The sequence below is a fragment of the Rheinheimera pacifica genome, from assembly GCF_900108485.1.
GTDB classification, from domain to species: Bacteria; Pseudomonadota; Gammaproteobacteria; order Enterobacterales; family Alteromonadaceae; genus Alishewanella; species Alishewanella pacifica.
Genome location: NZ_FNXF01000005.1, coordinates 74,520 through 96,019 on the forward strand (window position 1 = coordinate 74,520; position 21,500 = coordinate 96,019).

A 21,500-nucleotide genomic window follows, 5' to 3' on the forward strand; every position below is an offset into this window, starting at 1 on the left:
TCTGGCAATTAACTATAATAGTTTTCCGGCAACGGTAACCTTGCCACCCCGGATGCTACGGCGGCTTGCGCCACGGCCAGAGCAACCCGTGACAACAGGCGCGGGTCCATCGGTTTAGGAATAATATAGGTTTTACCAAAACTAAGCTGGTCAACCTTAGCGGCAGTTAACACTTCCTGCGGCACTGCCTCTTTAGCAATAGCCCGAATGGCATTTACCGCCGCCAGCTTCATTTCGTCATTAATAACACTGGCGCGTACATCTAAAGCACCGCGGAAAATAAACGGAAAACACAGCACGTTATTTACCTGGTTCGGATAATCTGAACGGCCGGTAGCCATAATAATATCGTCACGCATGGCATGGGCCAGCTCAGGCTTAATTTCCGGATCCGGATTCGAGCAGGCAAAAATAACCGGCTTGTCGGCCATTAGCTTTAACGCCTCTGGCGGTAACACGTCCGGGCCAGACACGCCAACAAACACATCAGCACCGTTTAAGGCATCTTCCAGCGTGCGTTTATCAGTATTATTGGCAAACAGCAGCTTGTACTGATTTAAATCATCGCGGCGGGTGTGAATAACCCCTTTGGTATCCAGCATATAAATATGCTCGCGCTGGGCGCCGCATTTAATCAATAGTTCCATACAGGCAATAGCCGCCGCCCCGGCCCCCATACAGACAATAATCGCATTTTTAATATCTTTACCCTGGATTTCCAGCGCGTTTAGCATGCCGGCAGCTGTCACAATAGCAGTACCGTGCTGATCATCATGAAACACCGGAATTTTGCAGCGTTTAATCAGCTCTTTTTCAATTTCAAAGCACTCCGGCGCTTTGATATCCTCAAGGTTGATACCACCAAAGGTGTCGGCAATATTGGCAACGGTATTAATAAACTCTTCCGTGGTGCGGTGTGTTACTTCAATATCAATCGAATCCAGGTTAGCAAAACGCTTAAACAGCAATGCCTTACCTTCCATTACCGGCTTCGAGGCCATGGGCCCTAAATTACCCAGGCCTAAAATAGCCGTGCCATTAGTAATTACAGCCACCAAATTGCCTTTGGCGGTGTACTTGTACACATTGTCGATATCAGCGGCTATTTCGCGTACCGGCTCAGCAACACCCGGGCTGTAGGCCAGAGCCAGATCAGTAACGGTTTCGGCCGGTTTGCTGATCTCAATACTGATTTTGCCGGGTTTGGGTTCTGCGTGGTAACGCAGTGCTTGTTCTCTGAAATCTGACATCTGTTTATCCTGCCGTTTGTTGTAGGGCTTAGCGTAAAGTTATTGTTATACAGTTACGTCTGAGGGAGGCTTATTCTAAAGAGCTGCCAGCGGTAAGAGAACCCCAATCAGTCTGATCGTACCAGCGCAAAACGGTTTATCTGGCTATAGCACTTTAGTCGCACCCCGTAGTTGTTATAACAATTACGACAGACAAACGACATTTCTTTTAGCAATATTGAATATAAATTCCTCATCTGACACAAATTACAGGCACAAAAAAAGCACCCGCAGGTGCTTTTTTCTGTTTTGCTGTAACAGAACCGATTAACGGTTGCCCAGTACAGAGAAACGTTTTTTGAAGCGATCTACACGGCCGCCTACGTCTAACACTTTTTGCTTACCGGTATAAAACGGGTGGCAAGCAGAGCAAACGTCCAGGTGGATGTCTTTGCACAGTGCTGATTTAGTTTTGAATGAATTACCGCAAGTACAAGTTGCAGTAATCTCTTTATATTCTGGGTGAATACCTGGCTTCATGGGTTACCTCGTTAGGCCGTATCGCTATCTGGTCAAATTTGTTGCCAGACACCATACGTAATTACAGTTAATTAAGGGCGCGTAGCTTAATAGATAGCCACAAAAGTTGCAACAGCTTATGCAGCGGTGCAATAAATTTTGTTTTACTTGGCATTTAACCGGGCTGTCCTTACACTTGAAGGCTGCTATTTAACAGGACCCTGTTGTGACTGTAGTACGCGTGGCCCTGCCGGTGCCGCTAAGACAACACTTTGACTACCTTATTGCCTCTGATCAACCCTGTCAGATTGGCTGCCGTGTACTTGTGCCTTTTGGTAACCGCCAGTTGGTAGGCATTATCTGGCAGCTTGCACCCGACGATGGCTTTGATGCCAGCAAACTAAAAACCGTACTACAACTGCTCGACACCACGCCGGTGCTGCCGCCACTGCTATGCCAGCTACTAAGCTTTGCGGCTGAATATTACCATTACCCGCTGGGTGAGGTATTAATCAGCGCCCTGCCAGCTTTGCTGCGCGAAGGCCGTAACTTAACAGACTACCAGCCTAAAGCCTACCGCCTGACCACTGCAGGCTTGCAGCTAAATAGTACTGCATTAAAACGCTCGGCTAAGCAAAGTGCGCTGTGGCAGGCGCTGCAAAGCCACCAGTTAACCGAGTCAGTGCTATTGCAACAACATAGCCGCGCTACCTTAAAACAGTTACTGGATAAACAGCTGGCAGAAGAGCTTATAGTGCCGCCGGTGCCTTTTACACCGCCGCTAAAGCCTGCTACGGGCCTTAAACTTACCAGTAATCAGGCATTGGCGGTTACAGCAGTGGATCAGGCCTGCGGCCGCTTTGAACGCTTACTGCTCGAAGGTGTTACCGGCTCGGGTAAAACTGAAGTATACCTGCAAAGTATTGCCGGCTTGCTTAATCAGCAACAGCAGGTACTGGTGATAGTGCCGGAAATTGGCTTAACCCCACAAACACTGGCGCGGTTTCAGGCGCGGTTTGATGTTCCGGTGCTCTGCTGGCACTCTGCACTTAGCGATAGCGAGCGCTTACATTGCTGGCTACAGGCCAGCACCGGCGCCGCGGCCATAATTATCGGCACCCGTTCGGCATTGTTTTTACCCTTTTACCGCCTGGGGCTGATTATTATTGACGAAGAGCATGACCAGTCATTAAAACAGCAGGACGGCTTTCGCTATCACGCCCGCGATTTAGCCATTAAGCGCGCTGCGCTGCAGCACTGCCCAATTCTGTTGGGCTCTGCTACGCCCAGTCTGGAAAGCCTGCACAACGCATTGAATAAACGTTTTATTCACTTACCGCTGCCCGATCGCGCAGCAGGCCAGGCCCTACCGGTGTTTGAACTGGTCGATTTAAAACAGCAGGTATTGCAGTTTGGCCTGGCCAGTCAAACGCTGGCGCAAATCAAAAAGCAACTGGGTTTGGGCCTGCAGGTAATGTTGTTTTTAAACCGCCGTGGTTTTGCCCCGGCGCTAAGCTGTCAGGAATGTGGCTGGCTAACCGAATGCCATCGCTGCAGCGCTTTTACCACTTATCATAAACAAAGCCGCCAACTGGTGTGCCATCACTGTGGCGCCAGCAAAGCGGTGCCGCGCCAGTGCGGTAATTGCGGTAGCACCCAGCTAAAACCACTGGGTCAGGGTACCGAACAATTAGAAGAAAACCTGCAGCAGCTGTTTGCGGATGTGCCCATTACCCGGCTTGACCGTGACAGCACCCGCCGTAAAGGCGCACTGCATCAGGCGCTGGATGATATTCATCAAAGTGGTGCACGATTGATTGTTGGCACGCAAATGCTGGCCAAGGGCCATCATTTTCCTAATGTCAGCCTGGTGGTTATTGTTGACGTTGACGGCGCGCTGTACAGCAGTGATTTTCGTGCCCCCGAGCAACTGGCGCAGTTACTGACACAGGTAGCTGGCCGCGCAGGCCGCGGCAGTAGTGGCGGTAAAGTGCTGCTGCAAACCCATTACCCGGAACATGTCTTACTGCAGGATATTATTAATAATGGCTATGCATCTTTTGCCCGCAGTGCACTTAAAGAGCGCGAGCAAACCCGTTTGCCACCCTTTCAGCACCTGGCATTGTTTCGCGCCGAGGCGCATCAGTCCGAGCTTTGTCAGCAGTGGCTGCAACAACTTGCCGACTGCAGCCGTCAGATTAGCGGCTTACAACTGCTGGGGCCCATACCGGCGCCACTGGAGCGCCGGGCCGGTAAATACCGCTGGCAACTGCAGCTTTACAGCCCAGCCCGGCCACAGCTGCACACTGCGCTGGATAATTTGCTGCAACAACTACACAGCTGGCCGTTAAGCCGCAAAGTAAAATGGCAACTGGACGTTGACCCCACTGATCTTACCTGAAGCCGCACTGTTGTTTCTTTTTCCGCTTAACCTAGTAGAATAGCCGCCAAGCCCCGAAGTTTGAGCAAATTACCTGACCTTATGCCACAAAAAGATTACGTTAAAGCCAGCCGGCCTAAGGCCAAAACTGCCAGCCGCCGCCCGGCCAGAGCCAACAGCAAAGCTGCCGCGCCGAAAAAACCCTGGTTGTTAATTCTGGTTACCCTCACACTGGTCAGTGGTTTTATTTATTTTCTCTGGTACTTAAATCAGCAACCCGCTGCACCGGTAACGCCGGTGGCTAAAAAAGAACAGGCCGTTAAAAAAGACGAACTGCCAGCCAAACCCACTGAAGAGCCATACCAGTACATTAAAGAGCTGGAAAACAAAGAAATAATTGTTGAAGTGCCGGTACAGCAACAATCCAGCGGCCCTTACCAGATGCAGTGTGGCTCGTTCCGGCAGGAACAGCAGGCTGAAGCGATGAAAGCCCAGATCGCCTTTGCCGGCTTTGTCTCTACCGTGCGCCGTACTGAGGGCGATAACGGCGTTTGGTTTAGGGTGGTGTTGGGCCCTTATGAATCCAAGCGTAAGGCCACTTCAGATATGAACCGCCTACGCCAGCAAAATATCAATACCTGCCGGATCTGGAACTGGACTTGAAAAGCGCCCGGCGCAGCCACACTTAAGCCTTAAGTTAATCACGCCACAGGGCTTATCCATGACCACTATTGTTTCTGTTCGCCGCGATGGCCACGTTGCCATCGGCGGTGACGGCCAGGTTTCGCTTGGTAATACCGTAATGAAGGGCAACGCCCGCAAAGTTCGCCGTTTGTACAACAACAAAGTTATTGCCGGTTTTGCCGGTGGTACGGCAGACGCCTTTACCTTATTTGAACGCTTTGAAGCCAAGCTTGAAGTGCATCAGGGCCATTTAATGCGCGCCGCGGTTGAACTGGCCAAAGACTGGCGCACTGATCGCATGCTGCGCAAGCTTGAAGCGCTGCTTGCTGTAGCCGACGCCAATACCTCACTGATTATTACCGGTAACGGTGACGTAGTGCAGCCCGAGCATGACCTTATCGCCATTGGCAGCGGCGGCCCCTACGCCCAGGCTGCGGCTACTGCGATGCTGCAAAATACCCAGTTAAGTGCGCGCGACATTGTTGAGAAAAGTCTGACTATTGCCGGTGATATCTGTGTTTACACCAATCACCACCAGACCATTGAAGAATTATAAGCAGGTACTTTATGTCTGATATGACCCCAAGAGAAATTGTGCACGAACTGGACCGCCACATTATCGGCCAGAATAAAGCCAAACGTGCTGTGGCTATAGCCCTGCGTAACCGCTGGCGCCGCATGCAGCTGGAACCGGCACTGCGCCAGGAAGTTACGCCGAAAAATATTCTGATGATTGGCCCCACCGGTGTCGGTAAAACTGAAATTGCCCGCCGTCTGGCCAAACTGGCCAATGCCCCCTTTATTAAAGTAGAAGCCACCAAATTTACTGAGGTGGGCTATGTTGGCAAAGAGGTAGAGAGCATTATCCGAGATCTGGCCGACAGCGCGGTAAAAATGTTCCGCGAGCAGGCGATCGAGAAAAACCGCTTTCGCGCTGAAGAAGCTGCAGAAGAACGTATTTTAGATGTACTGCTGCCACCGGCTCGTGACAGCTGGGGCGAAGCCGATAATAAACCCGTAGCAGACAGCAACACCCGGCAGGTATTTCGCAAAAAACTGCGCGAAGGCCAGTTAGACGATAAAGAAATTGAGCTGGAGCTATCGCAAGGCCCTATCGGTGTTGAAATTATGGCACCGCCAGGTATGGAAGAAATGACCTCGCAACTGCAAAGCATGTTTCAGAGCCTTGGCAGTGAGAAAAAGAAAAAGCGTAAACTGAAAATCAAAGATGCTTTTAAGCAACTGATCGAAGAAGAAGCCGCCAAACTGGTTAACCCGGAAGAGTTAAAAGCCCAGGCACTGGAAGCTGTAGAGCAAAACGGCATCGTATTTCTCGATGAAATTGACAAGATATGTAAGCGTGGTGAAACCAGCGGGCCGGACGTTTCACGCGAAGGCGTACAACGTGACTTACTGCCGCTGATTGAAGGCTGTACCGTCAATACCAAACACGGCATGGTAAAAACCGACCATATTCTGTTTATTGCTTCAGGCGCCTTTCAGATGAGTAAACCATCAGATTTAGTGCCGGAATTACAAGGCCGCCTGCCCATCCGGGTAGAACTGGAAGCCTTAAGTGCTGCCGATTTTGAGCGCATACTAACAGAGCCTAAAGCCTCACTGACCGAGCAATCTATTGCGATGCTGGCCACTGAAGGTGTTACGCTGAGTTTTGATGCCGAAGGTATTAAAAGCCTGGCAGCAGCAGCGTGGCAGGTAAACGAAACCACCGAAAACATTGGCGCCCGCCGCCTGTACACCGTAATGGAGCGACTGCTGGAAGAAATCTCTTACGACGCTGCCGACCACGCCGGTGAACATATTCAGGTTGACGCCGCTTATGTTGAAAAGCATCTGGGCGCCCTGGTAAAAGACGACGACTTAAGCCGGTTTATTCTGTAACGATGGCCAATACAGAGCACAGCGCACAAACTACTCAGCTGCAGGTTAGCCGCCTGCACTACCACAGCCAGAGCCGGATGCTGGACATCACGTTCAGCGATGGCACTGTGGCAGGCTTTAGTGCAGAGTTTTTGCGCGTGTTCTCACCATCGGCTGAAGTACGTGGCCATGGCAAGCCAAAACTGGTAAGCAACAAAAAACTGGTTAGCATTAGCAAGCTGCAGCCGGTTGGCCATTATGCGGTAAAGCTGGTGTTTGACGATGGCCACGACAGCGGCATCTACAGCTGGCAATATCTTAAACAACTCAGTGAGCAGCAAAGCGAGCTATGGCAACAGTATCTGGCACAACTGGATCAGGCCAACGCCAACCGCGATGATTTAATTACCGTCAAGGTGCGTTATTAAGCAAGATTAATCATCATTTAATGCTTACTTCCACTGCTTCAGCAAGCCCCGTCCTTCGGCGTTCAACCAATTGTGATAACTGATAATCGTCCAGCATATCCATTAACCATTCATAGGTTTCTGCCGGAACAAGGTAAGCCGTAGGTTTGTTGTGGTTAAGAATAGCAACAGCAGCGCCATTGGCTTCGTTAAGTAAGGCTGTTGGGTTCTTTTTTAACTCTGAAATGCTGACTGAGTAATCTGCCAAAACCCGCTTCATAAAAACACCTTTTTCAACTCTAAATTAAGTGCTAATTTTAGACCTATATAATAAAAAGTGCCAGCGCTGAGTTTACAGCATTGCGTTTGGTTAAGGATCTGGTTTACAGCACGTGAAAACTCATAGCTGTTAAACTGGCTCCTCAATGCTCTCTTTCTGCTCTGCCCAGTTTAACAGCGCGTCTAAAGCCGGGCACAATGCCTGCCCCCAGGCAGTTAAGCGGTACTCAACCTTAGGTGGCACCTGCGGGTATACCTTGCGCTGCACAATACCATCTGCTTCAAGCTTTCTCAGCTGCTGAGCCAGCATCTTTTGCGAAATGTCAGGAATAAGTTTCTCGAAATCAGAATAACGCTGCACTTTTCCGTCGAACAAATGAAACAGGATCACCAGCTTCCAGCGCCCTTCCAGAAATTTAATTGCTTCAAGCGTTTCCGCCGCAGCGCTAGCAGGCGTATAAATCTTTCTCATAGGTATGTCACTTACTTTTTCGTGCGTTCTTGATTATTGGTAAGCCTAAGCAGAAACTTCCTGCTCAGCAACAGTGCAGCAGGAGAAATTTAAGTGAATATTCAGTTAGCTAAATCCATCAATAATTATTTTGCGATCGGCAACGGCACAGGCTCGGTCCGGGTAAAGGATTGTTTCACGCCAGAGGCCGTTGTACTTGATGAAGGTGGCAATTATCAGGGCCAGGCGGCTATTGAATCCTGGCTGCAGCAAACCCGGCAAAAGTATCAGTTCAGCGCCAAGCCCATCAGCGTTACTTCTAAGGAACAGCAAGAAGTCGTGGTTGCAGAAGTCAGTGGCAATTTCCCTGGCAGCCCGATACAGCTGAGCTATGTCTTTGTCCTTAATGGCGACAAGATCCAATCGCTGGAGATTTCCTGATGGCTATGGATTTAGCGCTACAAGGCAAAAAAGTGCTGGTAACTGCTGGCACAAAAGGGATAGGTGAAGCAGTTGTGACGCTGCTGCGGGATTGTGGCGCAAGTGTACTGGCCTCGGCACGAAGCCGCCCGGCGTCTTTTCCCGAAGAACTGTTTGTCGCGGCTGACCTGACAACAATACAGGGCTGCAATACGCTGATAGATGCTGTGAACAGCCGCCTTGGTGGCGTTGATATTATCATTCATGTTTTGGGTGGTTCAGCTGCACCGGCCGGTGGTTTTGCCGCGCTCAGCGAAGACGTGTGGCAACATGAGTTAAATCTCAACCTGTTTCCAGCCGTGCGCTTAGACCGCGCTTTACTACCGCAAATGTTGGCACAAGGCGAAGGTGTCATTATTCATGTCACCTCCATTCAGAACGTACTTCCTCTGCCAGAGTCAACCACGGCTTATGCTGCCGCCAAAGCTGCATTGTCAGCGTATATCAAAAGCTTGTCTAAAGAAGTCGCACCAAAAGGTGTACGGGTTGTGCGTGTATCGCCAGGTTGGGTTGAAACAGAGGCATCAGTGGCGTTAGCTGAACGGCTGGCCGAGCAGGCAGGCACTGATTACGAGGGCGGCAAACAGATTATTATGGCTTCACTTGGCGGCATTCCGCTCGGGCGACCGTCTAAACCTGTTGAAGTGGCAAATCTGATAGCATTTCTTGCATCGCCACTCGCGGCAAGTATTACCGGCTCAGAATATGTGATTGACGGCGGAACCACTCCCACGGTTTAAAGCATGGCGCACTGGAAAATAGTGTGTGATGCGTTTTGTTGAATCAAATACGCATCGCTCATGCTCATAATCACCAGCCCATATTAAAATGTATCCCCGGACTAAAACTGAAACGAGGGTCGGCTACAATAAGTTGTTCCTCACCATGCTTCGTAGCCAAACGTACAGTAAATGAGTGTATCTTTGTAACATCCTCAACAGAAGCCCGGCTTGCAGCTTGAATGATTTCTGGGGTTTTTACCCAATCGTCAACATTTTGCGGAGAAACCTTGAAGGTTACATACCATGCACCAGACAGTGCTGAGGGCAAATCACTTTCCATCTCTTTTTTTACTACAGATATATCACTTATCGTATACTGATCTGTATAGCAAAATCCGGACGCATTCTGGTCGTATGCAGAACGCCCTTGCTCTGTTAAAAGATATGCATCTCCACTATCCTCGATGAGGCCGACATTAATAAACGGCTGAATAATTCGCTGATTATTATTTGTTTGTTGAGATTTTGGAATTGGGAACTCTTTGAACAAAACAGAAGAAGCACAACCCTTCTTATTCACTTTATCCGCAAGTGCAGCTCGGATTTTTTCCTCTGTTGGATTACCACTCTGACTACAGGCAGTTAATCCGATAAAAATGAATGTCATCAGCGAAAGTTTTTTCATGTATACCTTGATGTAGTAATTTGGTCTAAAGCTTATTTCGACGCGCGCTCGTATTTAAACACAAGCTGACCTACACTTGTAAATTTCATGTGATAAATATTACTGTGATTCTTGATTATTTACAACGGATTTCAGGTACAAAAAGTTTTGCTGTTAACCTAAAATACCAAAACCCGTCTGATAAGACGGGCTGGGGTTTTGCGTAGTATTTATGCTGCCAGCTCAGGCGCGGAACCTGTCTACCGTTTGATGTAAACGGGCTGCCTGCTGGGCGACTTCTTCGCTGATCGACGCATTTTGTCTGGCGTGAGCGTAGGTTTCATCCGACAGATCCCGAATTTTAACCACGTTTTTATTTACCTCTGCTGCCACATGGCTTTGCTGCTCAATTGCCGCGGCTATTTGTGTAGTCATATCCATAATATTGCTAACGTCTGCAGTGATTTCACCCAGCAAACGCATGGCCACATTTGCCTGGCTGGCGCTTTCGCTACCCTGCTCGCGGCAACTTAGCATTACTTTGACAATTTCATTGGTGCGCCCCTGCAAGCCACCTACTATGGCTTCAATCTGCCGGGTTGATTCCTGCGTACGCATTGCCAGGTTACGTACTTCGTCAGCCACTACGGCAAAACCACGGCCCTGATCGCCTGCTCTGGCCGCTTCAATGGCAGCATTTAGCGCCAGTAAGTTTGTTTGTTCGGCAATGCCGCGGATAACATCCAGCACCGAGCCTATGGTTTTGCTGTCCTGCTCCAGCTCTGACACTACCCCGGCGGCATTTTGCAGCCGGTCTGATAACAGCTGAATACGTTGTACTGTTTGCTGTACTTCCATTCTGCCGGTTTGGGCATTCTGATTGGTCGCTTCTGCTCTGGCAGCGGTGTTTTCTGTATTACTGGCAATTTCGTTGATGGTTGCGCCCATTTCAGTTACTGCTGTGGCAACCATATCGGTTTCGCTTTGCTGTTGCTGCATGCCGCGGCTGGTATCGGCTGTAGACTGTGCCAGTTCATTGGTGGCCTGATCAAGCATTTCCAGCGCCTGATTTACCGTTTTAATTAAATCCTGAAAATCGCCCAGCATGGCGTTGAAGTCTGTGGCTAAGGTGCTCATTTCATCTTTACCGGCAACATCAACCCGCATACGAAAATCATTGCTGCTGCGAATCAGGCCAATGGTTTTACATACATCCAGCACCGGGCGCAATATGCTGCGGCTGGTCATGGCTACCAGCAGCAACACTACCGCCAGCACCAAAACAAAAATGCCTACCGCCAGCCGCTGCACTGAAGTAACAGCGTCGGCAATAGCTTCACTGGTTTGCGCAGATAACTCCGTAAGGCTGGCTTCGGTATTCTGAATGGCGCTACGCATTTGCCCGGTTAAGCCCTGGGTTTCATCCAAACCGCTTTGCTGCATTGAACTAACCAGCGCAGTAAAATGCTGCTGATAATTAGCCAGCAAATTTTTACCACTGGCATCATCAGCTACTACTTGCTGTAACTGCAATGCTATCTGGTTAAACTGCTGCTGATATGCCAGATCCCGCCGCAGCAGAAAGTCTTTCTCGGCGCGGCGTAATTGCAGTAACAGCACGCTGAGGTTGTCACTGCCCAGTTGTTCAAAATGGCTTTCAAGCTGATGTACCGTCTGGCGCAACTCTCCCATCATGCCAGAGGACGGGTTCAGGCCGACAACCTGTTGCTGCGCCACTAACTGATTAAACGCTTGCTGGTACTGCGCCGTTAAGCTAAGAAACTGCTGCAGTGGTTTAGCGTCAATATTGTGCTGCTCTAACAACTGCTGCAGTTCTGCTGCGCGCTGCTGCATCTGGCTGTAGTGGTCATTCAGCCGCTGCTGATAACGCAGATCGGTGCGCATAACAAAATCTTTCTCATGGCGGCGGAACATCAGCACGTCGGTACTGATTTGCTCTACCAACTGCTGTGTTCTGGCCAGAGAGGTTAACTGCGCACTTTGATAAAACAAGATCAGCAGCATTACCGCCATTGCCACCACCAGCGCCCCGCCGTTAATAAACAACCGCTGCTTTATCGATAATTGTCGTAACTGATTCATGCTGCTCACCTGGATTATTAACAACTCAGTTGAGCATAGCGCAGCCAGATAAAAGTGCGGGCTATTTTTTGGTTAAACACTAATTGTATATAATATAGGCACTTAAACTACATAAAGTACCCAGAGTGGCACCGGCGATAACATCAAGCGGAAAATGCACCCCCAGCATAATACGGGACATACCCACACTGCAGGCCCAAATCAGTAGCAGCACAGCCAGTGCCGGAAAGTAAATAGCCAGTGTGGTAGCCATTACAAAAGCACCGGCTGTGTGGCCGGACGGCAGGCTAAAGCGGTCAGAAGGGGTAATATGTGCATAACCAAACACGGTTAAAATATCTGCCGGCCGCGCCCGTTTAATACAATTTTTCAGCACTAAATACAGCGGCAATTCCAGCGCAAAAGCCAGCAACAGTATTGTAGTCAGCTCTGTAACGTCGCTATGGCTAAACAGATATAAAATACCGCAAAGCAGCAGGTACAACGGGCCATCAGCTGTTTTAGACAAAAAGTAGCTGGCTATAAAAGCCTGCCGGGACGAGCTGCGGCTGAACAAGCTGCAAAATGAGTGATGATCCCATTGCTCCAGACGTTTAAGTAACATAACTGCGCCCTGTCATTTCTCCTGACTAAACGCAGCCTAACGGCTTTTTATGACGTTATAATGACATTTTTTTGCGATAAAATGCGATGGCATCGGGCTCTGTCAGCGGTTTAGCCAGATAGTAGCCCTGCACGGCATCACAAGACATATTCTGCAGCAGCTCTAATTGCACAGCAGTTTCAACGCCTTCAGCCAGAATACGTTTGCCCAAACCATGCGCCAGTTTAATCATGGTTTTAACTATCATCATATCGGAATCGTTACCGGCCATATCCATGACAAAACTGCGGTCTATCTTAATTTTGTCTATTGGCATACGCCGCAGATAGGCCAGCGAAGAATAACCGGTACCAAAATCGTCAATAGATACCCGGATGCCCATTTGCTGCAGCTCCATCACGTAATTTGAGCCTTTTTCCATATCATGCATGGCGGTGTTTTCGGTGATTTCCAGCTCCAGCAGATCCGGTGATACTTTGTACTGCAACAATAAGCGCTGGATTTCACGTTTCAGGCCGTCGAGCTGAAAATTTACCGGTGACATATTTACCGCCAGCGGAATATGCAACTGTTGCTGCTTCCACTGGCTGATGGTGTATACGGCTTTGCGCAGCACCCATAAATCCAGTTGCCGGTTTAGCCCAAGCTGCTCGACAAAGGGCAAAAACTGCCCCGGCAGCAAAAAACCTTTTTGCGGATGCTGCCAGCGTAACAGCACTTCAAAGGCTTCTATGCTGTTGTCGCGCGCGCTGCACTGCGGCTGAAAGTACAATACAAACTGGCTGTGTTCCATCGCGGCCAGTAACTCTGTTTCCCAGCTGATCAAACGGCTGGTTTCGTCCTCCATACCGGGCTGATACTCCAGCCAGCGGCTTTGCATGCGTTTGGCCTGATGAAAAGCAATATTGGCTTTTTGCACCAGTTGCTCTGCAGTAGTAGCGTGCAGGGGAAATTTAGCCAGACCAATGCTGCAGCTTAACTTCAGTGAACCACAATCGAGCACAAAGCTTTTTTCTACCAATTGCTGTAAATGCCGGATGGTAAACTGCAGCTGGGTATCATTGTGCACATCGGTGATCACCAGAGTAAAAATATCGCCGCCGGTACGGGCAATTAGTGCCGGTTTTAACACACTTTGTTCAAAACGCCGGATCAGCTGGCGTAAAATCTCGTCGCCCTGCTTCAGGCCAACCGACTCATTAACGGTTTTAAATTTATCTAACCCCAGCATCAGCAAATGCAACGGCGCCGCCTTCTCCTGCCGCAACTGGTCGTTAAGTACAGATAACAGCGCATCACGGTTTAATGCACCGGTCAGTTGATCATAGCGGTTAAGGTAGTGGGCTTTTTCGGTTAGTTGCTCGTTAGTACTGCGTTCATGCTCTTGCAACCATATAATCAGACTTAGCCCCAAGCAGCAGAGCAAAAACAATTCGGCACTTTTATATAGCAGGATCCAGTAGCTCCATTCTTCCTGGCGCTCTGCCAGCATCAGCCAGATGCCATTGCCAACGTACAGTAAGCCCCAAAGTATCAGCGTAACCACGGCCAGCCTCTGCCCCAATGTAGGTGACATTCTTTGCCATAAACCTACAGCGGCTGTTAGCAACACAATCCCCATCAGTAACAATCTGATATACAACTGAAAATATAACTGCCAACCGGCTAAGGCATCGCTCAGCGCAAATGGCACTACGCTAAGTAACGCAACAGCACTAAGCAGCAGCAAAGTAGGCAACAACTTTACTCTTAACAACAGATGCTGCCTGTCATGCCGTGTCATTACCATGCCGCGCAGTAACAGCACGGCAAAAGCGTAACTGGTGAAAATCAGTAAGAACTGAAACACTGAAGATATTAGCGTAGTGCCACGGCCCAGCCCTGCTGCCCCCTGGATCAAAATTGCCGACTGGTACAAGGCAAAGCACAGCAAGGCAGCAAACCAGCATTTAATATATTCCTGCCGGTATATCCGGCTGAAATGCCACAGCAAGTAACACAATAATAAGGCTATGCCCAGCTGGGTGAAGTAAACAACAAACCTGGCAAATAATTCGGTGGTCACAACTGGCTGCCGGTAAATTTGGTTACCATCACCATAGCAAACAACCTGTCAAAACGACAACTGTGCCGCAGGCTGCAGGCCACGAAAAACCAATAATAATAATAGTTTGAGCTTACTCCAGTCAGCGCTATACTGTGGGCTCAGTACCTTTTCTCAACCGGAGCTTCGTATGGAATACAACACTTCTGAATTATGTGATCTTTATGCCGATTTGGTTGATGTGGTAGAGCCGCTGTTTGCCAGCTACGGTGGCAGACGTTCTTTTGGTGGTAAAATTCATACCATCAAGTGTTTTGAAGACAACGGCCTGGTACGGCAAATGCTAACCGATCCGGGCATTGGCAAAGTGTTGCTGATTGATGCTGGTGGCTCTGCCCGCCGCGCTATTATTGACGCTGAACTGGCGTCACTGGCTGCGGCTAATGGTTGGGAAGGCATAGTGTGTTATGGCAGTGTACGCGATTTAGATCTGCTGGAAGATTTCGATATCGGTATTCATGCAGTTAATGCCATTCCGGTGGGCGCTGATGATAAAGGCTTTGGTGAAACCGATGTACCGGTGAATTTTGCCGGTGTGACCTTTTTACCGGGTGATCATTTATATGCCGACAGCACTGGCATTATTATGTCGCCAGATGCACTGGATATTGAATAAAACGGCTTTAGCATGCTGAACTTTTTTACCCGCGAGCAACTTAACCAATACTGCAGCACGCGTGACGGTGAGCAGCGCCTCGGGCAGGCGCTAAGCCTGCCTGATACTAAGCTAAACCTGGTTGAGCAACTGGCACAAAGCAAAGCCGCAGGCTGCCGCTTTGTGCTGCTTGGTGTGCCGGAAGATATTGGCCCCCGCGCTAACCTTGGCCAGGGTGGTGCAGATAAAGGCTGGTCAGCCTTTTTAAGCAAATTTGTTAACCTGCAAAGTAATCATTTTATTGCCGCCGGCCAAATTTTGCTGCTGGGTGAAATACACTGCGCCGACTTACAACAGCAAGCCACTGTTGATATCCAGCAACCGCAGCAGCTTAGCCAGTTACGCCAATGCGTTGATACCCTGGATAACAGAGTTGCAGCGGTGGTGCAGGCAATATTCGCCGCTGGCTTATTACCGGTTGTAATAGGCGGTGGCCACAATAACAGTTACCCGATAATAAAAGCGCTTAGCCAGGCCAGCGGCCAACAGGTTAATTGCGCTAATTTAGACCCGCATTCAGATTTCCGGCCGCTTGAAGGCCGCCACAGCGGCAATGGCTTTAGCTATGCCTGGCACGAAGGCATGCTAAAACACTACTTTGTGCTGGGTTTGCATGAGCTGAAAAATTCCGCCGCGACTCTCGCACAATTGCAACAAGCGGGGGGCGAATTTTGTAGCTACCAGCGCATTTTTGTCCGCCAGGAACTGAATTACCAGCAAGCGCTGGATTTGTGTATCGACAATGTCGTGCAAGGCAGTGGCGACATTGGTATTGAAGTAGACACCGACAGCATCAGCCTGATGCCGGTAAGCGCCTTTACTAACTGCGGTATTAGTGTGCAGGCAGCTGAGCAATTTGTATATCAGCTGGCTAAATTACCCCGCAGCCGTTATTTGCATCTGGCTGAAGCCGCTCCGGCACAACATCCGGCTGGTTTGGCGGCTGGCGTTAACGAAGCCGGGCAAGTGTTATCGGCTCTGGTGTTGGCCTTTATACAGGGTAAAAAAGATCAGGCTATTGCAATTTAACCTTATCTGGCTGCCATTGCTTTAACCATACCGCAAAACCACTGAGCTCAAACGGCCGCGAGTAAAAAAAGCCCTGGCCCCGGCTGCAGCCCATGCGCAGTAATTTCTGCTCTACTGCTGCCTCTTCTATACCTTCGGCTATTACCCCCAGGTCCAAATTACGCGCCATATCGATAATGGCGCCGGTAATGGCAGCATTCATATCAGATTTATGCAGATCACTGATAAAAGAGCAGTCAACTTTAACGTACTGCACAGGTAATTGCCTGATATAAGCCAGCGATGATAAGCCGGTGCCGAAATCATCCAGCGCCAGCTCCACACCCAACTGATGTAAACGTTGCAGCATTGTCATAGCTTTTACCGGCTCAGCCACCAGCGCACTTTCTTTTAGCTCCAGTATCAATTGCCCCGGTGCTACTTGATATTTGTCAAATAACTGCTCCAATGCGTCAACCAGCTCATCGTGCAGTAAGTCTTTGCTGGAAATATTCACGGCAATTTTACTCACCAGAGCGGCTTGTTTTAGCTTGGCGATCATGGCTACGGCTTCATTTAATACCCACTGAGTCAGCGGGTAAATAACACCCATTTCTTCTGCCAGTGCCAGAAAACTGTCTGGCGTCAGCAAGCCCCGTTTTGGGTGGCGCCAGCGAATATACACCTCACCGGCTAATACTTCGTGGCTACGCATATCTACCTGCGGCTGGATATACAACTCCAGTTGTTGCTCACTAATCGCCTGGCGCAGCTCTGCCATCAGCGTTAATTTGTCGTTGGTGTAGTGCAGCATGTCGGTGCTAAACACCTGGCTGTTGCCCTGCAAAGAACTGTGATATTGCAATGCAAGATAAGCGCGCTCCAGCAACTCATTCAGCTGCGTACCATGCTCAGGATAATGTGCAATACCCGACTGTAGCTGGTAATCAACGGCACAGCCATGCACTATCATCGGTTCAGGAATTGCGCGTTCCAGCGTGTCGGCAAGATACTCGGCCATATGCTCTTTGTCGTCACTGTCTACCCAGATAGCAAAATCCACACCGCCTAAATGACATACCCGGGTGGGCTTTTGCTGCCGGAATTCAAACGTCAGGGCTTTATCTTCGCCGGCCAGATGATCATTAATACGCTGGGCTATCTGTGCCAGAATAAGGTTACTGTTGCTGTGCCCAAGTAACTTATTCACCTGGTCAAACTGCGTTATTTTTATCAGTAACAATGAATAATGCTGCTCAGGCGCCCGCTTTAGCAGTTCGTCCAGTTGCTGCTGTAAAAAGAATTTGTTTGGAAAACCACTGATATCGTCATGCAGAGAATAAAAACCAAGCCGGCTGCCTTTTTTTGCCGTTCTGGCTTTTTGCAGCTTGTAGATGTCCAGTTTCAGTTTAAACATGTAGATAAATGCCAGCAGCAAAAAGCCGCTAAGCAAACTGACGATGGGCAACGAAGACTCAGATGTCTGTGCTGCCAACGGACAACTGAGCAGGCCAGGAACAAGCAGCCGGTAAGACAAAGCAATACTCCAGCAAAAATAGTGCTATTAGCTTAAGCTAAAATACTAGCTTGTAAAGCAGATTAACGCCGGTGATTTATCTCTTTACCATTAATAATCAGCTGTTTAAGTGAGTTCACACCAAATTGGTAGCATAACTCTGCCGGGCGGCTTATGGCATAACAGGCAAAATCAGCCCGTTGCCCTACCGCCAGAGTACCGCGATCTGTTAAGCCAAGCGCTTTGGCAGCATGCCGGGTTACGCCCAGCAAAGCTTCTTCCGGCGTTAAACGAAACAGTGTGCAAGCCATATTCAGCATCAGCGGTAAAGAACACAACGGCGACGTGCCGGGATTAAGATCGGTCGCCACTGCCATTGGCACCTGATATTGGCGCAGTAAGGTAATCGGCGGTAGCCGGGTTTCACGCAAAAAGTAAAACGCGCCAGGCAACAACACAGCCACAGTGCCGGCTTTAGCCATAGCGGCCACGCCGGCCTCATCAAGAAACTCGATATGGTCGGCCGACAAACCGCCAAACTCTGCCACTAAGGCGCTGCCACCGAGGTTAGATAATTGCTCGGCGTGGGCTTTAACCGGTAAGCCAAGCGCGCGGGCGGCTGAAAATACCTGACGGCTTTGCTCCGGGCTAAAGCCAATGCTCTCGCAAAATACGTCCACAGCATCGACCAGCTTCAGCGCATGTAACTGCGGCAGCATCTGACACACCGCAGCAATATAGCCATCGGCGTCGTTAGCATATTCAGGTGGTAATGCATGGGCCCCCAGAAAGGTCTTTTGCACTGTTGCCGGATGATGCTTATCCAGCTCAGCGGCCACTTCAAGAATTTTTTGCTCGCTGGCTAAATCGAGGCCATAACCAGATTTAATTTCTACTGTGGTTACACCTTGTGCCAACAGGGTATTAAGCCGGTCTTTGGCCAGCACAAATAAGTCGGCATGGCTGGCTGCACGCGTCGCAGCCACCGTAGCCTTGATACCGCCACCTGCTGCGGCAATATCCTGATAACTGGCGCCATTTAAGCGCATTTCAAACTCATTGCTACGGTTACCGGCATACACCAAATGCGTATGGCAATCGATAAAACCCGGCAGCAACCACTGACCAGCGGCGTCATACAAGGGGGTAGCTAAAGCATCGAATGGCGGCAAATCTGCTTTGCTGCCAACAAAGGCAATCACACCATCTTTAACCGCTAAAGCACCGTTTTCTATGCTGCCATAGGCCGTGCCGTTATCGGTCATGGTGGCGATATTGGCGTTTATCCAGATAGCATCAAATTGCTGCATAAGGGCTTCCTGTAAGTCGGTCTGAAATAATTTTACACCAACAACTTGTATATACAACCAAATTGGCTTATTTTTTATTTAGTAAAACCGGAGGGTGTTATGGCTGTCGCCAAATTTGCCGAAATTAAAGAGTACATGCTCAGCCAGATTGAAATTGCCGCCTGGCCCGAGCACAGCCGGGTACCGTCAGAAAACGAGCTGGCCGAACAGTTCAGTGTTAGCCGGATGACAGCAAGACGCGCGCTGCAGGAGCTGACCGAACAAGGCATTTTGTACCGCACTCAGGGGGTTGGCAGCTTTGTTGCGGCGCTTAAATCGCAATCGTCGCTGCTGGAGATCCGCAATATTGCCGACGAGATTAACAGCCGCGGCCATGCCTACAGTGCGCGGTTATTGCAGCTGACTGAACTGCCCTGCCCGACCATTATTGCCGCCGCGCTGGGATTAAAGCGCAACGAACCGGTGTATTTTTCCTTAATAGTGCATTTAGAAAATAACCAACCGCTGCAGTTAGAAGCGCGTTACGTTAGCCCTAAACTGGTACCAGACTATGTAAAACAAGACTTTAACCAGCAAACCCCGCATCAGTATTTAAGTTTTATTGCGCCGCTGACTGAAGCCGAACACACCGTTGAGGCCATCTGGCCAGACGATTTTACCTGTAAGCATTTAATTCTAAAGAAAGCCGAACCCTGCCTGCGTTTGACCCGCCGCACCTTTAGCCGTGAAGGCGCGGTCAGCCTGGCGTATTTAACCTCACCGGGTAGCCGCTATCGTTTAGGCGGCCATCTGAACTTTTCTTTACCCAGCAGCAGAGAGACTATCTGATGACAGACCCACGTATTGATAACAGCCGGGTGATCCGTGCTGACCGCGGCAGCAAGATCACCGCTAAAAGCTGGCAGACAGAAGCTGCCAAGCGCATGTTAATGAATAACCTTGACCCGGAAGTAGCCGAGCACCCGCAAGCCTTAGTGGTATACGGCGGTATTGGCCGTGCAGCGCGCAACTGGCAGTGCTACGACAAAATTGTTGAAGTGTTAAACCGGCTGGAAGATAACCAAACGTTGTTGGTACAAAGCGGTAAACCGGTTGGCGTATTCCCGACCCACCCCGACGCGCCCCGGGTACTTATTGCTAACTCTAACCTGGTACCGGCCTGGGCCAACTGGCAGCACTTTAACGAGCTGGATCGCAAAGGCCTGATGATGTACGGCCAGATGACGGCCGGTTCGTGGATCTATATCGGCACCCAGGGCATAGTGCAAGGCACCTATGAAACCTTTGTCGCCATTGCCAAACAACACTTTAACGGCCAGGCAGCCGGTAAATGGGTATTAACCGGTGGTTTAGGTGGCATGGGCGGCGCTCAGCCATTGGCGGCGACTATGGCCGGTTTTCATATGCTGGCCTGTGAAGTGGATGAAAGCCGTATCGATTTTCGCTTAAAAACCCGTTATCTGGATAAAAAGGCCCGCTCACTGGATGAAGCGCTGGCGATGCTGGCAGCGGCTAAAGCGGAAGGTAAGCCCACCTCTATCGGCCTGTTGGCCAATGCGGCTGATGTGTTTGCTGAGTTAGTCGCGCGCGGTATTACACCGGATGTAGTAACCGACCAAACGTCTGCCCACGACCCGTTAAACGGCTACCTGCCTCAGGGTTGGAGCATGGAAAAAGCGGCGGAGCAGCGTAAAACCGACGAAGAGGGCGTCGTTAAAGCCGCTAAACAGTCGATGGCGGTGCAGGTACAGGCGATATTAACCATGCAGCAACGTGGCGCCGTCGCCACCGATTACGGCAACAATATCCGCCAAATGGCCAAAGACGAAGGCGTGGCTAATGCTTTTGATTTCCCGGGTTTTGTACCGGCTTATATCCGGCCACTGTTCTGCGAAGGCATAGGGCCGTTTCGCTGGGTCGCTCTGTCGGGCGATGCCGAAGATATCTATAAAACCGATGCCAAAGTAAAAGAGCTGATTCCGGATAACCCGCACCTGCATAACTGGCTGGATATGGCGCGCGAGCGCATTCAGTTTCAGGGCTTACCGGCGCGCATTTGCTGGATTGGTTTAAAAGATCGCGCCCGTATCGCGCTGGCCTTTAACGAAATGGTCAAAAACGGCGAGTTAAGCGCGCCGGTTGTCATTGGCCGTGATCACCTCGACTCCGGCTCTGTTGCCAGCCCGAACCGCGAAACCGAAGCCATGCTCGATGGCTCTGACGCGGTATCTGACTGGCCATTATTAAATGCGCTGCTTAACACTGCCGGTGGCGCTACCTGGGTATCACTGCATCATGGCGGTGGCGTAGGTATGGGTTACAGCCAGCACAGCGGTGTGGTGATAGTGGCCGATGGCACCGACGCGGCAGCCGCGCGCCTGGGCCGCGTATTATGGAACGACCCGGGCACCGGCGTTATGCGCCACGCTGATGCCGGTTATAACATTGCAAGCCACTGTGCCAAAACACAGGGCCTTGATTTACCTATGGTAACGGAGTAACAA

General features: G+C 50.0%; 21 protein-coding genes. 11 read left to right on the forward strand and 10 right to left on the reverse strand.

Annotated features, from left to right (window positions below):
• Positions 1-8 precede the first annotated feature (8 nt).
• Both BLW68_RS08465 and rpmE read right to left on the reverse strand, forming a co-directional pair.
• Entirely contained in the window at positions 9-1,250 is a 1,242-nt protein-coding gene (locus tag BLW68_RS08465) for a malic enzyme-like NAD(P)-binding protein (protein ID WP_092792295.1), read from the reverse strand.
• A gap of 306 nt (positions 1,251-1,556) precedes the next feature.
• On the reverse strand, positions 1,557-1,769 hold the full coding sequence (gene rpmE / locus BLW68_RS08470) for a 50S ribosomal protein L31 (protein WP_092792296.1): 213 nt from the start codon (positions 1,767-1,769) through the stop codon (positions 1,557-1,559).
• A gap of 205 nt (positions 1,770-1,974) precedes the next feature.
• Between rpmE and priA the strand changes: the two genes are divergently transcribed.
• The 5 genes from priA to BLW68_RS08495 are packed head-to-tail and all read left to right on the forward strand — an operon-like array spanning position 1,975 to position 7,121.
• The gene (priA, locus tag BLW68_RS08475) at positions 1,975-4,149 is read left to right on the forward strand and encodes a primosomal protein N' (protein ID WP_177172190.1); all 2,175 of its coding nucleotides are present in this window, start codon (positions 1,975-1,977) and stop codon (positions 4,147-4,149) included.
• Positions 4,150-4,209: 60 nt separating this feature from the next.
• Positions 4,210-4,791: an SPOR domain-containing protein gene (locus tag BLW68_RS08480; RefSeq protein WP_245728300.1), complete on the forward strand. Its 582-nt coding sequence runs from the start codon at positions 4,210-4,212 to the stop codon at positions 4,789-4,791.
• 58 nt (positions 4,792-4,849) lie between these two features.
• Positions 4,850-5,368: an ATP-dependent protease subunit HslV gene (hslV, locus tag BLW68_RS08485; RefSeq protein ID WP_092792300.1), complete on the forward strand. Its 519-nt coding sequence runs from the start codon at positions 4,850-4,852 to the stop codon at positions 5,366-5,368.
• Positions 5,369-5,379: 11 nt separating this feature from the next.
• On the forward strand, positions 5,380-6,714 hold the full coding sequence (gene hslU, locus BLW68_RS08490) for an ATP-dependent protease ATPase subunit HslU (RefSeq protein ID WP_092792302.1): 1,335 nt from the start codon (positions 5,380-5,382) through the stop codon (positions 6,712-6,714).
• Positions 6,715-6,716: 2 nt separating this feature from the next.
• Positions 6,717-7,121 carry a gamma-butyrobetaine hydroxylase family protein gene (locus tag BLW68_RS08495; protein WP_092792304.1) on the forward strand — a complete coding sequence of 135 codons (405 nt, stop codon included), beginning with the start codon at positions 6,717-6,719 and terminating at the stop codon, positions 7,119-7,121.
• A 13-nt stretch (positions 7,122-7,134) separates the two neighbouring features.
• Here BLW68_RS08495 and BLW68_RS08500 read toward each other — a convergent pair whose 3' ends face one another.
• Together BLW68_RS08500 and BLW68_RS08505 are read right to left on the reverse strand one after the other, a co-directional pair.
• Positions 7,135-7,380 carry a type II toxin-antitoxin system Phd/YefM family antitoxin gene (locus BLW68_RS08500; RefSeq protein WP_092792306.1) on the reverse strand — a complete coding sequence of 82 codons (246 nt, stop codon included), beginning with the start codon at positions 7,378-7,380 and terminating at the stop codon, positions 7,135-7,137.
• A gap of 129 nt (positions 7,381-7,509) precedes the next feature.
• Positions 7,510-7,851: a winged helix-turn-helix transcriptional regulator gene (locus BLW68_RS08505; protein WP_092792309.1), complete on the reverse strand. Its 342-nt coding sequence runs from the start codon at positions 7,849-7,851 to the stop codon at positions 7,510-7,512.
• A 93-nt stretch (positions 7,852-7,944) separates the two neighbouring features.
• Between BLW68_RS08505 and BLW68_RS08510 the strand changes: the two genes are divergently transcribed.
• Positions 7,945-8,271, forward strand: coding sequence for a nuclear transport factor 2 family protein (locus tag BLW68_RS08510; RefSeq protein WP_092792311.1), 327 nt, complete (start codon positions 7,945-7,947; stop codon positions 8,269-8,271).
• Entirely contained in the window at positions 8,271-9,050 is a 780-nt protein-coding gene (locus BLW68_RS08515; protein ID WP_092792313.1) for an SDR family oxidoreductase, read from the forward strand. The genes BLW68_RS08510 and BLW68_RS08515 overlap by 1 nt, the downstream gene beginning before the upstream one ends.
• Positions 9,051-9,120: 70 nt before the next feature.
• Here BLW68_RS08515 and BLW68_RS08520 read toward each other — a convergent pair whose 3' ends face one another.
• The 4 genes from BLW68_RS08520 to BLW68_RS08535 form a co-directional block, all read right to left on the reverse strand.
• A complete protein-coding gene (locus tag BLW68_RS08520) occupies positions 9,121-9,717 on the reverse strand; it encodes an acyltransferase (RefSeq protein ID WP_092792315.1) in 597 nt (198 codons plus the stop codon).
• A 222-nt stretch (positions 9,718-9,939) separates the two neighbouring features.
• On the reverse strand, positions 9,940-11,799 hold the full coding sequence (locus BLW68_RS08525) for a methyl-accepting chemotaxis protein (protein WP_092792317.1): 1,860 nt from the start codon (positions 11,797-11,799) through the stop codon (positions 9,940-9,942).
• A gap of 79 nt (positions 11,800-11,878) precedes the next feature.
• Entirely contained in the window at positions 11,879-12,403 is a 525-nt protein-coding gene (locus tag BLW68_RS08530; RefSeq protein WP_092792320.1) for a phosphatase PAP2 family protein, read from the reverse strand.
• A 55-nt stretch (positions 12,404-12,458) separates the two neighbouring features.
• Positions 12,459-14,468, reverse strand: coding sequence for a putative bifunctional diguanylate cyclase/phosphodiesterase (locus BLW68_RS08535; RefSeq protein WP_092792322.1), 2,010 nt, complete (start codon positions 14,466-14,468; stop codon positions 12,459-12,461).
• Positions 14,469-14,637: 169 nt separating this feature from the next.
• Between BLW68_RS08535 and rraA the strand changes: the two genes are divergently transcribed.
• Together rraA and BLW68_RS08545 are read left to right on the forward strand one after the other, a co-directional pair.
• Complete coding sequence (gene rraA / locus BLW68_RS08540) at positions 14,638-15,123, forward strand: ribonuclease E activity regulator RraA (protein WP_092792324.1); 486 nt, start codon at positions 14,638-14,640, stop codon at positions 15,121-15,123.
• A 12-nt stretch (positions 15,124-15,135) separates the two neighbouring features.
• Positions 15,136-16,191 (forward strand): formimidoylglutamase, encoded by a 1,056-nt coding sequence (locus tag BLW68_RS08545; protein ID WP_092792326.1) that lies wholly within the window; start codon positions 15,136-15,138, stop codon positions 16,189-16,191.
• Here the strand turns inward: BLW68_RS08545 and BLW68_RS08550 are convergent.
• Together BLW68_RS08550 and hutI are read right to left on the reverse strand one after the other, a co-directional pair.
• Positions 16,178-17,707 (reverse strand): putative bifunctional diguanylate cyclase/phosphodiesterase, encoded by a 1,530-nt coding sequence (locus tag BLW68_RS08550; RefSeq protein ID WP_092792328.1) that lies wholly within the window; start codon positions 17,705-17,707, stop codon positions 16,178-16,180. The two genes, BLW68_RS08545 and BLW68_RS08550, sit on opposite strands and share 14 nt — an antisense overlap.
• 62 nt (positions 17,708-17,769) lie before the next feature.
• Complete coding sequence (hutI, locus tag BLW68_RS08555; protein WP_092792631.1) at positions 17,770-18,996, reverse strand: imidazolonepropionase; 1,227 nt, start codon at positions 18,994-18,996, stop codon at positions 17,770-17,772.
• Between the two features lie 99 nt (positions 18,997-19,095).
• On the opposite strand from hutI, the gene hutC reads away from it, so the two are divergent.
• Both hutC and hutU read left to right on the forward strand, forming a co-directional pair.
• Positions 19,096-19,824: a histidine utilization transcriptional repressor HutC gene (gene hutC / locus BLW68_RS08560; protein ID WP_092792330.1), complete on the forward strand. Its 729-nt coding sequence runs from the start codon at positions 19,096-19,098 to the stop codon at positions 19,822-19,824.
• A complete protein-coding gene (hutU, locus tag BLW68_RS08565) occupies positions 19,824-21,497 on the forward strand; it encodes a urocanate hydratase (RefSeq protein WP_092792332.1) in 1,674 nt (557 codons plus the stop codon). Before hutC ends, hutU begins: the two co-directional genes overlap by 1 nt.
• Positions 21,498-21,500: the final 3 nt, after the last annotated feature.

Excerpts from the sequence above, each read along its gene's own strand:
- BLW68_RS08465 (WP_092792295.1), bottom strand. The coding sequence starts at position 1,250 with ATGTCAGATTTCAGAGAACAAGCACTGCGTTACCACGCAGAACCCAAA.
- BLW68_RS08495 (WP_092792304.1), top strand. The coding sequence starts at position 6,717 with ATGGCCAATACAGAGCACAGCGCACAAACTACTCAGCTGCAGGTTAGC.
- hutU (WP_092792332.1), top strand. The coding sequence starts at position 19,824 with ATGACAGACCCACGTATTGATAACAGCCGGGTGATCCGTGCTGACCGC.
- rraA (WP_092792324.1), top strand. The coding sequence starts at position 14,638 with ATGGAATACAACACTTCTGAATTATGTGATCTTTATGCCGATTTGGTT.
- BLW68_RS08520 (WP_092792315.1), bottom strand. The coding sequence starts at position 9,717 with ATGAAAAAACTTTCGCTGATGACATTCATTTTTATCGGATTAACTGCC.
- BLW68_RS08525 (WP_092792317.1), bottom strand. The coding sequence starts at position 11,799 with ATGAATCAGTTACGACAATTATCGATAAAGCAGCGGTTGTTTATTAAC.
- hslV (WP_092792300.1), top strand. The coding sequence starts at position 4,850 with ATGACCACTATTGTTTCTGTTCGCCGCGATGGCCACGTTGCCATCGGC.
- hutC (WP_092792330.1), top strand. The coding sequence starts at position 19,096 with ATGGCTGTCGCCAAATTTGCCGAAATTAAAGAGTACATGCTCAGCCAG.
- BLW68_RS08500 (WP_092792306.1), bottom strand. The coding sequence starts at position 7,380 with ATGAAGCGGGTTTTGGCAGATTACTCAGTCAGCATTTCAGAGTTAAAA.
- BLW68_RS08505 (WP_092792309.1), bottom strand. The coding sequence starts at position 7,851 with ATGAGAAAGATTTATACGCCTGCTAGCGCTGCGGCGGAAACGCTTGAA.
- rpmE (WP_092792296.1), bottom strand. The coding sequence starts at position 1,769 with ATGAAGCCAGGTATTCACCCAGAATATAAAGAGATTACTGCAACTTGT.
- BLW68_RS08545 (WP_092792326.1), top strand. The coding sequence starts at position 15,136 with ATGCTGAACTTTTTTACCCGCGAGCAACTTAACCAATACTGCAGCACG.
- BLW68_RS08530 (WP_092792320.1), bottom strand. The coding sequence starts at position 12,403 with ATGTTACTTAAACGTCTGGAGCAATGGGATCATCACTCATTTTGCAGC.
- hutI (WP_092792631.1), bottom strand. The coding sequence starts at position 18,996 with ATGCAGCAATTTGATGCTATCTGGATAAACGCCAATATCGCCACCATG.
- hslU (WP_092792302.1), top strand. The coding sequence starts at position 5,380 with ATGTCTGATATGACCCCAAGAGAAATTGTGCACGAACTGGACCGCCAC.
- BLW68_RS08515 (WP_092792313.1), top strand. The coding sequence starts at position 8,271 with ATGGCTATGGATTTAGCGCTACAAGGCAAAAAAGTGCTGGTAACTGCT.